Source organism: Nocardia sp. NPDC058633 (assembly GCF_042717045.1).
In the GTDB taxonomy this organism is placed as follows: domain Bacteria; phylum Actinomycetota; class Actinomycetes; order Mycobacteriales; family Mycobacteriaceae; genus Nocardia.
The window spans coordinates 107,262-120,471 of sequence record NZ_JBHXRA010000010.1 but is presented as its reverse complement, the minus strand read 5'-3'; the positions used below and the strand labels follow the sequence as shown (position 1 = coordinate 120,471).

Sequence of the window (13,210 nt, the reverse complement as noted above, 5' to 3'; positions counted from 1 at the left end):
TCCGCATGCCCGACACCGTTCGCGGAGTCATCGCCCGCGCGAAAGAAGCGCCGGTCGAAACCGTCGACATCGTCATTCCCGATCCGGGGCCGCACGATGTGGTCGTCCGTGTCCAGGCTTGCGGGGTGTGCCACACCGACCTGCACTATCGCGAGGGTGGAATCAACGACGAGTTCCCGTTCCTGCTCGGCCACGAGGCCGCCGGTGTGGTCGAAACCGTCGGCGCCGCCGTGACCCATGTGGCCGAGGGCGATTTCGTCGTCCTGAACTGGCGTGCGGTCTGCGGTGAATGCCGAGCGTGTCGGCGCGGGCGCCCCTGGTACTGCTTCGACACCCACAACGCCAGCGTCCCGATGACGCTCACCGATGGCACCCCGCTCACCCCCGCGCTCGGGGTAGGCGCCTTCGCCGACAAGACCCTGGTGCACGAAAAGCAGTGCACCAGAGTAGATTCCGAGACCGACCCCGCCGTCGCGGGCCTGCTCGGCTGTGGCGTGATGGCCGGCATCGGCGCCGCCATGAACACCGGAAACGTCTCGCGCGGTGACAGTGTCGCGGTGATCGGCTGCGGTGGCGTGGGCGACGCGGCCATCGCCGGTGCGCGCCTGGCCGGGGCCGCCACGATCATCGCTATCGACCGGGATCAGCGCAAGCTGGACTGGGCCAAGGACTTCGGCGCCACCCACACGATCGATGCGACCAGTGAGGACGTGGTCGAGCGGATCAAGGACCTCACCGACGGCTTCGGTGCCGACGTGGTGATCGACGCGGTCGGCCGTCCGGAGACCTGGCAGCAGGCGTTCTACGGCCGCGACCTGGCAGGCACGGTGGTGCTGGTCGGTGTCCCGACACCCGAGATGAGCTTGCAGATGCCGCTCATCGACTTGTTCTCGCACGGCGGCGCGCTCAAGTCGTCCTGGTACGGCGACTGCCTGCCCGAACGCGACTTCCCGATGCTCATCGATCTCTACCGTCAGGACCGGCTGCCGCTGGACCGATTCGTCACCGAGCGGATCGGCATCGACGATGTCGAGCAGGCGTTCGCCTCGATGGCCGACGGCCAGGTGCTGCGTTCGGTGGTGGTCTGGTGACCTGCATCGAAAGAGTCGTCACCTCCGGTACTTTCGCGCTCGACGGCGGTACCTGGGATGTCGACAACAATGTGTGGCTCATCGGTGACGACACCGAGGTTCTCGTCATCGACGCCGCCCACAACGCCGATGCCATCGCCGAGGCGGTCGGCGATCGTCAGGTCACCGCGATCCTGTGCACCCACGGCCACAACGACCACGTGACCGTCGCCCCGGAACTCGCGCAACGCCTCGACGCTCCCGTCCTGCTCCATCCTGCCGATGAGCCCCTCTGGCGCATGACCCATCCGAACGCCGACTACCACTCCCTGGCGGACATGCCGCGAATCACGGTGGCGGGCGCCGACATCGACATCCTGCACACCCCCGGCCATTCCCCCGGCTCGGTCTCGCTGCACCTGCCCGACCTCGCGGCCCTGTTCACCGGCGACACCCTCTTCGCGGGTGGCCCCGGCGCCACCGGCCGCTCGTTCTCCGACTTCGACACGATCATCGATTCGATCCGAGACCGCCTGCTCACCCTTCCCGAGCAGACAACAGTCCACACCGGTCACGGTGACACCACCACCATCGGCACCGAGCGACCCGCACTCGCGGACTGGATCGCCCGCGGACACTGACCCTCGCCCGAAACCGGGCTCCCCGACTTGTCACCGGACTCTCCTGTACGTTTCGCCCGCGATCCGACACGAGAGTCTGGTGATCTCGTTCCGGTGGGAGTGACTTCGTGGCGTCGATCGGCCGGTTCGGTGACGACCACACCGAAATCGTGAGCGCGGAAACGTTGCGATCGCGCTGCGCGCAACCCGTGAAACGGGCACCCGCCTGCGCAATCGTGGGTGCATGACTTCCACCGCCGCGCCATCGACCACCGATTCCGAACTGGACGCCGTCTTCGCCCCGATCTTCGACCGGATCGCCCTGGGCGCGGTCGAGCGGGAAATCGACCGGAGGTTGCCGTTCGACGAGGTGGGCTGGCTGAAGCAGGCCAAATTCGGAGCGTTGCGGGTACCGGTCGAGTTCGGCGGGTACGGCGCGAGCGTGCGGCAGCTGTTCCGGCTGCTCGTCGACCTGGCCGCGGCCGAGTCGAATCTGCCGCAGGCACTGCGGGTGCACTGGTCGTTCGTCGAAGATCAACTGCTGGCGGCGACCGGCCCGGAGCGGGAGCGGTGGTTGCGGGCGGTGGCGGCGGGCACCCTCGTCGGCAACGCGATCACCGAACCGGGGGTCGGTGCCCTCGACCGGTATCGCACTCGGCTGACCCGCGACGGTGACCGACTGCTGCTCAACGGCGTGAAGTACTACAGCACCGGATCGCTGTTCGCCGACCACATCCTCGTCGCCGCCGACAGTGACGGCGAGCGGCTCGGTGTGCTGGTCGACACCGACGCCGACGGAGTTGTGCAACACGATGACTGGGACGGTTTCGGGCAGCGGCTCACCGCGAGCGGCACCACCGAGTTCACCGACGTCGTCGTCGCCCGCGACCGCGTCCTGGGCCCCGGTTACGGTGTCGCGGGCGCCACCTACGGCACCGCCTACCTCCAGCTGGTGCAGCTCGCGGTGCTCGCGGGGATCGCCGCACGCGCCGAACGCGATGCCAGGGAGTGGGTCGGCGCGCGCACCCGCACCTACACCCACGCCGCCGCTGATCTGCCGCGCGAAGATCCCCTCGTCCAGCAGGTGATCGGCAAGCTGTCGGCGGCGGCGTTCACCGCGCGAGCGGCGGTACTCGCGGTGGCGGATGTACTCGACCGGGTGTTGGACGCCGGGGCGAAGGACGAGAACGATCTCGTGGCAGCCGAATTGGCCGCCGCACAAGCACAACTCGGGGTGATCGACATCGTGCTCGCCGCCACCACCCAATTGTTCGAGCTGGGAGGCGCCTCGATCGTGTCCGAACAGCTGCGCCTGGATCGCCATTGGCGCAACGCCCGCACCGTCTCCGTGCACAATCCCGCTATCTTCAAAGCTCGTGCGGTCGGCGACTACCTGCTCAACGGCACCGACCTGCCGTTCGGCTGGAGCGCGGGCGAAAGGCACACGGGCGCATCGGTTTCCGCGGAGGTGTCGCGATGAGCAGGCCGATCAGGTTCAATGCCTTCGACATGAACTGCGTCGCCCACCAGTCGCCGGGGCTGTGGCGTCATCCCGAGGATCAGTCGCACCGCTACACCGACATCGGCTACTGGACCGAGCTGGCGAAACTCCTCGAGCGCGGGCGGTTCGACGGGATCTTCATCGCCGATGTGCTCGGCACCTACGACGTGTACGGCGGCAACGACATCGCCGCACTGCGCCAGGGCGCGCAGACACCGGTCGCCGATCCGCTGCTGCTCGTGTCGGCGATGGCCGCGGTGACCGAGCACCTCGGGTTCGGCATCACCACCGGCACCGGTTTCGAACATCCGTTTCCGTTCGCTCGCCGTCTGTCCACCCTCGACCACCTCACCGACGGCAGGCTCGGCTGGAATGTGGTGACCGGGTACTTGCCCTCCGCGGCGAGGAATTTCGGCGCCGACGATCAGCTCGACCACGACGAACGCTACGACCGGGCCGACGAATACCTCGAGGTGCTCTACAAGCTCTGGGAGGGTTCGTGGGAGGACGACGCGGTGGTGCGCGACAGCGAACGCGGCATCTACACCGATCCGTCGAAGGTGCACCACATCGGCCACTACGGCAAGCACTACACCGTGCCGGGGATCCATGTATCCGAACCGTCACCGCAACGCACACCGGTGATCTATCAGGCGGGCGCCTCCGCGCGCGGTATACGGTTCGCGGCCGAGAACGCCGAGGCGATCTTCATCGCCGGCCCGTCGAAACGAGTGTTGACACAGACAATTTCGCGTATTCGCGACGCACTCGAAGCCGCGGGACGCGACCGCCACGCCGCCAGGATCTACGCATTGGCCACCATCATCACCGACGAGACGGACGCCGCGGCGCGGGCCAAACGCGAGGAATACCTGTCCTACGCGAGCATCGAAGGCGGGCTCGTTTTCATGTCCGGCTGGCTGGGCGTCGACCTGTCGCAGTACGACCTCGACGACCCGATCGGTGACGTGCAGAGCAACGCCATCCAGTCGGCGGTCGCGGCTTTCCAGGAATTCGACGATGACGGCCGCGCGTGGACGGTGCGCGATATCGGACGCTGGGCTGGTATCGGTGGCATGGGTCCGGTGTTCACCGGTTCCGGTGACACGGTCGCCGACCTGCTGCAGGAATGGGCTGCCGACACCGATCTAGACGGGTTCAACCTCGCCTACGCGATCACGCCAGGAACGTTCGAAGACATTGTGCGCCATGTTGTTCCGGTATTGACCGAACGCGGCGTCTACCGCACCGAATACGAGCCGGGCACGTTGCGCAACGCCCTGTTCGGGGCCGGTGATCGACTCCCGCCGCACCATCGCGGCACCGGGTATCGCCTCGGCGGACCCGGTTCCACCGCGCTGCCGCATTCGCGGTCGCGTCCCGAGGCGGTGGAGACACCCGCCGGTCCATAGCGTGCACGGTTCGTCGATGATCAGCGCCGAGAACGTTCGCCTCGGCGCGATCAGCCGTCGACTGGTGCTGATATGTGTTGTGGTGCAACGTGTTCGAATCAACTCTCGCTGATCCCAACACTCATCATCGCGCGAACCCGAGAGCACCATTCCGGTATGACATCGCAGACTCCCGTTTCCCGTACCACTCGTTCGGCCGCGGTGATCGGCGCAGGCCAAACCGGCGTCACCGCGGCGCTGGGACTTCTCGACGCCGGCTTCACCGTGACCCTCTACAGCGACCGAGATCAACGTTCCCTGCGTGAGGACGTACCCGCCACCGGCACCGCCCTCGAGTTCGGCGAAACCCAGCAGGCCGAGGCCGCGCTCGGGCTCGACAGCTACACCGGCCGCGCACCCCGCCACACCGGTCTCAGTGTGCGCATCGCCGGACCGGGCAACGCCGAACTGATCGCCTTCGACGGCACTTTCGACGGGTATGTCGGCGTCGCCGTCGACACCCGTCTCAAGGCCGACGAACGCCTCACGGCCTTCGTCGAACGCGGCGGCGATTTCGTCGTCGACTCGGTCACTGTCGAATCCCTCGACGCCATCGCCGCCGCCACCGACCTCACCCTGGTCGCCACCGGCCGCGGCGGCCTGGCCGACCTGTTCCCGATCGACGAAGAGCGCACCGTCTACGACAAGCCGCAGCGATCGCTGCTCACGGTCACCGTGTCCGGCCTCGGCTACGACTCCGGTGTGTTCGCGCACCGCGGTCCCGCGGGCGGCGCGCACAGCCTGTTCTCCATTCTCGCCGACCAGGGCGAGGCCTGGTGGGGCCCGTACCTGCACAAGGACGCGGGCCCGAGCTGGGCGTTCCTCGGTTGGGCCCGGCCCGGCAGCGATTGGGAAACCCGTTTCGCCGCAGCGGATTCCGCCGAGTCGGCACTCCAGATCGTGAAGGACCTCTACCGCGACTACATCGACTGGGACCTGCCGGAAGTGCAGGCCACCCAGGTGATCCCCGAAGACCCGCACTCCTGGCTCACCGGCGCGGTCCGACCGGTCGTGCGTGCCGGTGTGGGACGCACCGCGGGCGGGCATCCGGTCGCCGCCCTCGGCGACACCGCCCTCGCCTACGACCCGGTCGCGGGCCAGGGCGCGCAGAGCGGGCTGATCCAAGCCCAACGCCTGGTCGCGGCCGCCGCGGTGCACGACGGACCGTTCGACGAGCGGTGGATCACCGACCAGTACGTCGCGTTCCTGGCCCACCGGGGCGACGCCGCCGCCAAGGTGACCCGCCTGTTCCTCAGCGATCCTGAATTCGCTGACATCGGCGGCCAGTTCTTCGCCACCGCCGCCGTGGACGCGAAGTTCGCCTCCGCCCTGGTCGGCCTGCTGCACCGTCCACAGCCGTTGCTGCCCATCGACTCCCCCGCCGACGCTGCCGCCTACATCACCGAGGTCACCGGGGCGGACGCGGGCGAATTGCTGGCGAAGTTCACCCCGGCGGGTCGCTTCGCCCGCTCCACGTTCGCCCCGGTCGCCGTCGGGTAACAGCCACCCTCGACCCGGTCGGGCACGCATACGGTCGAACGGCCGCTCCTCGAAACGCTGAGCCCTGCGACCTGTCCGGCGAGATTCGCCGGACAGGTCGCCGCGGCGCACGTCGGCGGCGCGGCCGGTCGTTCACGCAGGCGCCGGATCGTCGTCGTGTGAGTCGCAATCGGCCTGCCCACCCAGGGGTGTACAGCGGCCACCCCCGGGTTAGCTGGGTGATACCTGCGGGCACTATCCCCACCGACGCGGAGAGCGGATAGTCATAGTCAACCCCTATGGCATTCTCTACGGCGAAGGATCCGCGACATGCAGCCCAGCTACGTGCACCACGTCAGGGAGCAGGTGCGCGCCTACGGAGAGACCCGCTCCTACACCTATCTCCGTGAGGCAGGGCGCGAGCTCACCGAGGAGATCGCCACCTACCGCGATCTCGACCGTGATGCCAGGGCGGTCGCCGCGTGGCTGGCCGACCGCCCGGAATCGACGGAGCCCGTTGTCCTGCTCTACCTCGACGGCATGGCCTTCCTGCGGGCTTTCCTCGGCTGCCTCTACGCGGGCGTGGTCGCGGTTCCCGCGCCGCTGCCACACGATGAGCGCAGCACCCGACGAGTAGCGGCCGTCATCGCCGACTCCGGTGCCCGCCTGGTTCTCACCACCGCCAATTTTCAGCCGATGGTCGCCGCGGCGACGACCGCGGCCGTGGTGGCCACCGACGACCAGCTCGGCGACCCCGACGCCTGGCAGATGCCCGGCATCGACCAGGGCACCATCGCGTTCCTGCAGTACACCTCGGGCTCGACCGGCACGCCGAAAGGCGTTGTCGTCACCCACGCCAACCTCCTGCACAACGAAGCCGCGATCACCGCGATCGGCTTCAACGACGCCGCGACCGGCGTGAGCTGGATTCCGCAATTCCACGACATGGGCTTGATCGGCTCGCTGCTCGGTTCGATCTACGCCGGCGCGAACCTGGTGTTCATGTCACCGACGACGTTCCTCAAGCGCCCGGTGCGGTGGCTACAGACCATCGACAAGTACCGCGCGACCTTCACCGCCGCCCCGAACTTCGCCTATGAGCTGATCGCGAAGCGCGTCACCGACGAGCAACTGGCCGCCCTCGACCTGACCACCCTCGAGGTGGCGCTGTGCGGCGCCGAACCGGTCCGCGAACGAACCATCACGGCCGTGCGCGAGCGATTCGCCGCCGCCGGATGGCGCCCGACCGCACTGCTGCCCGCCTACGGTCTGGCCGAGGTGACGCTGCTCGCCACCGCGGGACCGATCGACGCGCAGCCGGTGGTCACCGACGGGCCCGACAGCGTGCTCGTCGGTTGCGGCCAGGCGGCGCGCGGACTCACCGTCCGCATCGTCGACCCGCACACCGGGCAGCGGGCCCTCGACGGCGCCGTCGGCGAGATCTGGATTCGTGGCGACAGCGTGGCCGCCGGCTACTGGAACCGGCCCGAGGAAACTCGCCACACCTTCGACGCCTATCTCGGCGACGAAGGGCCGTTCCTGCGCACCGGCGACCTCGCGATGTTGCGTGACGGCGAACTGTTCGTCACCGGCAGGCTCAAGGACCTGCTGATCATCAACGGCCGAAACCTCTACCCGCAGGATGTCGAGGAACTGGTGGAGCAGCTGCACCCCGCACTCACCACCGGCGTCGCCGTCTCCGTCGAGGCAGGCGGCCGGGAAAGGCTCGTCGTCGTGCAGGGCGTCAAGACCGCGCTGCTGCGCGGCACCACCCTCGCCGAACTGACCTCGACGATCAAGATCGCGGTTGCCCGCGGATTCGATGTCCCCGCACCGAGCGTCGTCCTCGTCGAAAGCCGCTCCGTGCACCGCACCACCAGCGGCAAGGTCCAGCGCGCCTCGATGCGCGAGGCCTTCCTCGACCACAGCCTCGCCACTGTCCTGCACGAAGATCTCGAACCGGCCCTGAGCCGATCATCGACCGCCGGCCCCACCCGCTGAGGAGCGAAACATGTTCAGCACCGTCCGCACCCACTCCACCACGATCAGGGACTGGCTCGTCGAGCGCGTCGCCGACTACACCGAACGCGCGGCGCACCAGGTGGACCCGACGATTCCCCTCGCCGAACTCGGCATCGACTCGGTGTCTGCGGTGGCGCTGTGCGGCGAGATCGAAGACCGCTGGTTGCTCGACATCGACCCGACCCTGGTCTTCGAATACCCCACCATCGCCGCCATCGCCGCCCACCTCACCGCTGAGACCGCCGTCGCGGCATGACCGACATCGCCGTCGTCGGCCTGGACTGCCGCTTCCCACACGCCGCCGACCCGGCGCAGTTGTGGCAGCTGCTGATCGAGGGAGGCGACGCGATCTCGGAAGTTCCCTCCAGCCGCTGGAACGCCGACGACTTCCACGACCCGGCAGGCGCACCCGGCACCATCAACACCCGCAGCGGCGGATTCATCGACGACGCCGACGCGTTCGACCACGAGTTCTTCGGCATCACCTCCCACGAGGCCGAGTCGATGGACCCCCAACAGCGACTGTTGCTGCAGGCCACCTGGCGCGCCTTCGAAGACGCCACCCTCGACCCCCGCGCTCAGGCAGGTTCACGGACCGGGGTCTATGTGGGCGTGATGGCCAACGAATGGGCCAACCTGCAGATGAGCGACTACGCCGCGATCACACCGCAGCACGGATCCGGCAACGGATACTTCATGACCGCGAACCGACTGTCCTACCAGTTCGACCTCTCGGGACCGAGTATCGCGGTCGACACCGCATGCTCGTCGTCGCTGGTCGCGGTCCATCTCGCCTGCGCTGCCCTGACAGCGGGTGATTGCGATCAGGCCGTCGCGGGTGGCGTCAACCTCGTGCTGACCCCGGCTGTCGGCGTGTTCTACACCCAGGCGGGTCTGTCGGCACCGGACGCGCGGTGTAAACCGTTCAGCGGCAACGCCGACGGGATCGTGCGCGGGGAAGGCGTCGCGGTGCTCGTCCTGCGACGCCTGTGCGACGCGCAGGCCGCGGGGCTGCCGATCTACGCGGTGATCAAAGGCAGCGCGGTCAATTCCGACGGACGCAGCAACGGCATCACCGCGCCGAACCGGTGGGCGCAACAGAACGTGATCGGCGAGGCCTACCGTCGGGCCGGAGTACGCCCCGACGACATCGCCTTCATCGAAGCGCACGGCACCGGAACAGTTCTCGGCGACATGATCGAGGTCAAGGCACTCGGCAAGCTGCACGCCAACCACCGCGCCCGGCCGTGCGGGATCGGATCCATCAAGGGCAACCTCGGCCACACCGAGGGCGCGGCGGGCGTGGCCGGGCTCATCAAAGCCGTTCTCAGCCTGCACCACGGCGTGGTCCCGCCGTCGAGATTCGCCGACCAGGAGAATCCGGGCCTGCGGATGGCGCACCACGGCCTGCGTCTGCTCGCCGACCGCATGACACTCGACGGACCCGCGCACTGTGGTGTGAGCAGCTTCGGGCTGGGTGGAACGAACGTGCACATGGTGTTGGGGAGCGCCCTGGCGACCGAAACCCCCGCGACGTCCAGGGGCGGGGTGCTCACCATCTCGTCGGACAACGAGGACGGATTGCGGCGCAACGCGCTTCGTATGGTCGAGGCATTGAAGTCGATGCGGCACAACCACTTCGATCAACTGTGCTGGACGAGCAATCAGGTCAAATCATCGGGCCGCTACCGGCTCGCTGTCGTCGCTCACGACCGCGACGAGGCGATCGCGCAGTTGCGCGTCGGCGACCCGGACGTGGGCCGACAGTGGCAGGCGCCTCGGGGTCTCGCGCGGCCGGTGCGCGTCGGCTGGCTGTTCACCGGCCAGGGATCGCAGTTCCCCGGTATGGGGCGGACTCTGCACGAGGCGAGCCCCACGTTCCGGCGGGCACTCGAACTGGTCGAGGGCGCCATGTCCGCCCACCTCGGACGCTCGGTCCGCGACCTGCTACTCGATAGGCACGCCGAGATCGACGACACCGCCCTCGCGCAACCGGCGATCTTCGCCATGGAGTACGCGCTCGCCAAGACGCTCGCCGACCTGGGCGTGCGCCCCGCCTGGGTGCTCGGGCACAGCATCGGCGAGTTCGCCGCGGCCGCGGTCGCGGGCGTCTTCGATCTCGACGACGCCTGCAGGCTGGTCGCCGCGCGTGGGCGACTGATGCGAGACCTGCCGACGGGTGGCGCGATGCTGGCCGTGCGCACCACTCCCGAGCAGATCGCCGATCTGCTCGCCCTCGAGCCCGCTGTCGTGGTCGCGGCCGTCAACGGACCGCGCGATCTCGTTCTCTCCGGCGACGCCGCCGCGCTCGCCCGCGTCCGTTCGGTACTGCGTACGCGTTCGGTGATCTCGAAGCCGTTGTCGGTGTCACACGCGTTCCACAGTCCCCTGATGGCGCCGATGTTGAACGAGTTCGAGGCCGTCGCCGGTACCTGCGCCTACCGCGCCGCCGCGCTGCCGATCTACTCGACCGTGCACGGCCGTGTACTCGACGCCGACGAGGTGATGGATGCCGAGTATTGGACCGAACACGTCCGCGCCACAGTGCGTTTCGACGCCGCTGTGCGCGCCGCGCTCGACACGGCCCCGACGCACCTCGTCGAGGTCGGACCGAGCCGGGTGCTCGCCGCGGCGGTGCGCGGCATCGACCCCGAGCTCGGCGCTCGCTGCCTGTGCGCGAGCACCGGTCCGAGCGCCACCGGAGACGAACTCGCCGCTACCGTCGCCGCGCTCTACCGCGACGGCCTCGACCCCGAATGGAACGAACTCTACGAACCGGCGCAGCGCGTGCGTCGGCGGCTGCCGGTGTACGAGTTCTCTGTCGCGCACCGATTCTGGGTGGAGCCACCCACTGTCGGCGAAGTCGGGGCGGCGGTTCCCCCACTGAAACCCGCACCAGTGCAAGCACTTACCGAGGGAACAGAGATGGAATCACTGATCGCGCTCTTCCGTGAACAGAACGCCGTACTGGCAAGCATGCTGTCGGCACCCGTCGAGCGACACGGCCTCGAAACCAGCTCCGCGCCTGGCAATCTCACCACGGACGCGGTCGCGAGCATCGTCCGTGCCGAACTCGCCAGGGTGAGCGGTTTCCCCGCCGATCGGCTGGACGAGAGCCGAACACTCGGTGACGGCCTCGGACTCGATTCGCTCATGCTCACCGATGTGGTCACCGGCCTGGCACGCAAACTCCCCGGCACGACGATCGACCCGGCCCGGGTCACGGCGACGACGACCCCGGGCGAGGTCATCGCCCACCTCACCGGCCAACTCGCCGGGGGAAACGCGCGGACCCCCGGTGCGGACACAGTGCTGATCCGCACCCCCGAAACCGCCCTCCCCGCAACCGAAGCCACGCCTACCACGGTGACACCCGAATACCGGATCTCCGACTTCCCCGAGGTGCGAGCCATCGCCGATCGGCTCGCCGGTGCCGAAGCACTCGGCCTGGCCAATCCGTACTTCCTGATCAACGACGGCGTCACCAGGGACACCTCGTTCATCGACGGCACCCAGGTGGTCAATTTCGCCGGCTACAACTACCTGGGAATGTCCGGCCACCCCGCTGTGGTCGCCGCCGTTCAAGACGCCGTGGCCCGCTACGGCAGCTCGGTCTCGGCCAGCCGCCTGCTCTCCGGTGAGAAGCCGATCCACCGTGAACTCGAGGCCGAACTGGCCGCCCTGCTCGGCACCGAGGACGCGATCGCCCTGGTCGGCGGCCACTCGACGAACGTGACGATCATCGGCCATCTCGTCGGTCCGCAAGACCTGGTGATCCACGACAGCCTCGCGCACGACAGCATCCTGCAGGGCTGTCGACTGTCCGGCGCGACCCGCAGACCGTTCCCCCACAACGACCACACCGCCCTCGACGGGTTGCTGACCGAAATCCGTCACCGATACCGCCGGGTCCTGATCCTCATCGAAGGCGTTTACAGCCAGGACGGTGACATCCCGGATCTGCCCGCGATCATCGCGATCAAGAAGAAGCACCACGCACTGCTGATGATCGACGAGGCCCACAGCATCGGAGTGCTCGGCGAGACCGGCGGCGGCATCGGCGAATACTTCGATGTCGACCGCCGCGACGTCGAACTGTGGTCGGGCACGATGTCGAAAGCGCTCGCCGGCTGCGGCGGCTATGTGGCAGGCAGCGCGGACCTGGTTCAGTTTCTGAAATACACCACCCCGGGCTTCGTCTACAGCGTCGGGATGACACCGATGAACGCCGCCGCCGCCGTGGCCGCGATGCGCCTGTTGCGTGCCGACCGCGAGCCACTGGACCGGCTCCGACACAATGCGCAGCTGTTGCTGCGCCTCGCCCGCGAGGCGGGCATCGATACCGGCGACAGCCACAACACCCCGATCATCCCGTGCATTGTCGGCGACTCGATGAAGACGCTGGAACTGTCCACCGCACTGCTTCGTCGCGCGATCAACGTCAACCCGATCCTGTATCCGGCCGTCGCGGAAGACCAGGCCCGGCTCCGCTTCTTCGTCACGGCCTGCCACACCGAAGAGCAGATCCGCGAGACCGTCAGCGCCCTCGCCGAGGAACTGACCCGAATTTCCCCGCAGAGCATCGTCACTCATCAGCCCGGCGAAATCGACACCGTTACTCAGTGATTCACATCCGGGAAGGAGTGGTGTTCGTGGGCGATCACCCAGCGTCCGCGATCCTTGCGCAGGCCAAGGGTGAGTCGCAACCGCGCACCCGGTTCAGCGGCGATCGACTCCGGAGTTCCGCAGCGCAACAGCGCGTGTGCGTAAGCGACATCGGCGCCCGCGGTCACCTCGAGTTCGACGATCTCGAACACGGCGCCCTGCGCGAGCCAAGCGAAGAACGGCGGCCAGGTGTCGCGATAGGCCTCGATCCCACGCACACCGTTCTGCGGCGGCGGAACATCGAACATCACGATGTCGGCGGGGTGATCGGCCAGTACGCCGTCGAGGTCTGCCTCGCGGACCGCGGTCGCCCACCGGTGCACCATGGCGCGGATCTGGGCGTCGTCTTCGGACATGTCGTTCTCCGTTCGCTGGGCCGAGCCCTCGGGTCTCAGCCGGTGG

At 68.1% G+C, this 13,210-nt stretch carries 9 protein-coding genes; 8 read left to right on the top strand and 1 reads right to left on the bottom strand.

The genetic code is table 11. From position 1 onward, the window contains the following. The first annotated feature begins 5 nt into the window (after positions 1 to 5). From ACFWUR_RS15265 to ACFWUR_RS15230, 8 genes are all read left to right on the top strand, one after another. Positions 6 to 1,091, top strand: coding sequence for an S-(hydroxymethyl)mycothiol dehydrogenase (locus ACFWUR_RS15265; protein WP_378907110.1), 1,086 nt, complete (start codon positions 6 to 8; stop codon positions 1,089 to 1,091). Beyond that, positions 1,088 to 1,711, top strand: coding sequence for an MBL fold metallo-hydrolase (locus ACFWUR_RS15260; RefSeq protein WP_378907108.1), 624 nt, complete (start codon positions 1,088 to 1,090; stop codon positions 1,709 to 1,711). The genes ACFWUR_RS15265 and ACFWUR_RS15260 overlap by 4 nt, the downstream gene beginning before the upstream one ends. Positions 1,712 to 1,934: 223 nt before the next feature. Then, the gene (locus ACFWUR_RS15255; protein ID WP_378907106.1) at positions 1,935 to 3,170 is read left to right on the top strand and encodes an acyl-CoA dehydrogenase family protein; all 1,236 of its coding nucleotides are present in this window, start codon (positions 1,935 to 1,937) and stop codon (positions 3,168 to 3,170) included. Continuing rightward, positions 3,167 to 4,603 carry an LLM class flavin-dependent oxidoreductase gene (locus ACFWUR_RS15250; RefSeq protein ID WP_378907104.1) on the top strand — a complete coding sequence of 479 codons (1,437 nt, stop codon included), beginning with the start codon at positions 3,167 to 3,169 and terminating at the stop codon, positions 4,601 to 4,603. The genes ACFWUR_RS15255 and ACFWUR_RS15250 overlap by 4 nt, the downstream gene beginning before the upstream one ends. Before the next feature lie 156 nt (positions 4,604 to 4,759). Continuing rightward, the gene (locus ACFWUR_RS15245; RefSeq protein WP_378907102.1) at positions 4,760 to 6,142 is read left to right on the top strand and encodes a styrene monooxygenase/indole monooxygenase family protein; all 1,383 of its coding nucleotides are present in this window, start codon (positions 4,760 to 4,762) and stop codon (positions 6,140 to 6,142) included. A gap of 309 nt (positions 6,143 to 6,451) precedes the next feature. Further along, complete coding sequence (locus tag ACFWUR_RS15240) at positions 6,452 to 8,122, top strand: fatty acyl-AMP ligase (RefSeq protein ID WP_378907100.1); 1,671 nt, start codon at positions 6,452 to 6,454, stop codon at positions 8,120 to 8,122. A 10-nt stretch (positions 8,123 to 8,132) separates the two neighbouring features. Then, on the top strand, positions 8,133 to 8,399 hold the full coding sequence (locus ACFWUR_RS15235; RefSeq protein ID WP_378907098.1) for an acyl carrier protein: 267 nt from the start codon (positions 8,133 to 8,135) through the stop codon (positions 8,397 to 8,399). Then, positions 8,396 to 12,769: a type I polyketide synthase gene (locus ACFWUR_RS15230; RefSeq protein ID WP_378907096.1), complete on the top strand. Its 4,374-nt coding sequence runs from the start codon at positions 8,396 to 8,398 to the stop codon at positions 12,767 to 12,769. Before ACFWUR_RS15235 ends, ACFWUR_RS15230 begins: the two co-directional genes overlap by 4 nt. On the opposite strand, the gene ACFWUR_RS15225 is transcribed toward ACFWUR_RS15230, so the two are convergent. After that, entirely contained in the window at positions 12,763 to 13,164 is a 402-nt protein-coding gene (locus ACFWUR_RS15225; RefSeq protein WP_378907094.1) for a nuclear transport factor 2 family protein, read from the bottom strand. The genes ACFWUR_RS15230 and ACFWUR_RS15225 overlap by 7 nt on opposite strands. Positions 13,165 to 13,210: the final 46 nt, after the last annotated feature.

Bases quoted from the DNA above. Each gene is read 5' to 3' on its own strand.
- ACFWUR_RS15225 (WP_378907094.1), bottom strand. From the start codon at position 13,164: ATGTCCGAAGACGACGCCCAGATCCGCGCCATGGTGCACCGGTGGGCG.
- ACFWUR_RS15230 (WP_378907096.1), top strand. From the start codon at position 8,396: ATGACCGACATCGCCGTCGTCGGCCTGGACTGCCGCTTCCCACACGCC.
- ACFWUR_RS15255 (WP_378907106.1), top strand. From the start codon at position 1,935: ATGACTTCCACCGCCGCGCCATCGACCACCGATTCCGAACTGGACGCC.
- ACFWUR_RS15265 (WP_378907110.1), top strand. From the start codon at position 6: ATGCCCGACACCGTTCGCGGAGTCATCGCCCGCGCGAAAGAAGCGCCG.
- ACFWUR_RS15245 (WP_378907102.1), top strand. From the start codon at position 4,760: ATGACATCGCAGACTCCCGTTTCCCGTACCACTCGTTCGGCCGCGGTG.
- ACFWUR_RS15235 (WP_378907098.1), top strand. From the start codon at position 8,133: ATGTTCAGCACCGTCCGCACCCACTCCACCACGATCAGGGACTGGCTC.
- ACFWUR_RS15250 (WP_378907104.1), top strand. From the start codon at position 3,167: ATGAGCAGGCCGATCAGGTTCAATGCCTTCGACATGAACTGCGTCGCC.
- ACFWUR_RS15240 (WP_378907100.1), top strand. From the start codon at position 6,452: ATGCAGCCCAGCTACGTGCACCACGTCAGGGAGCAGGTGCGCGCCTAC.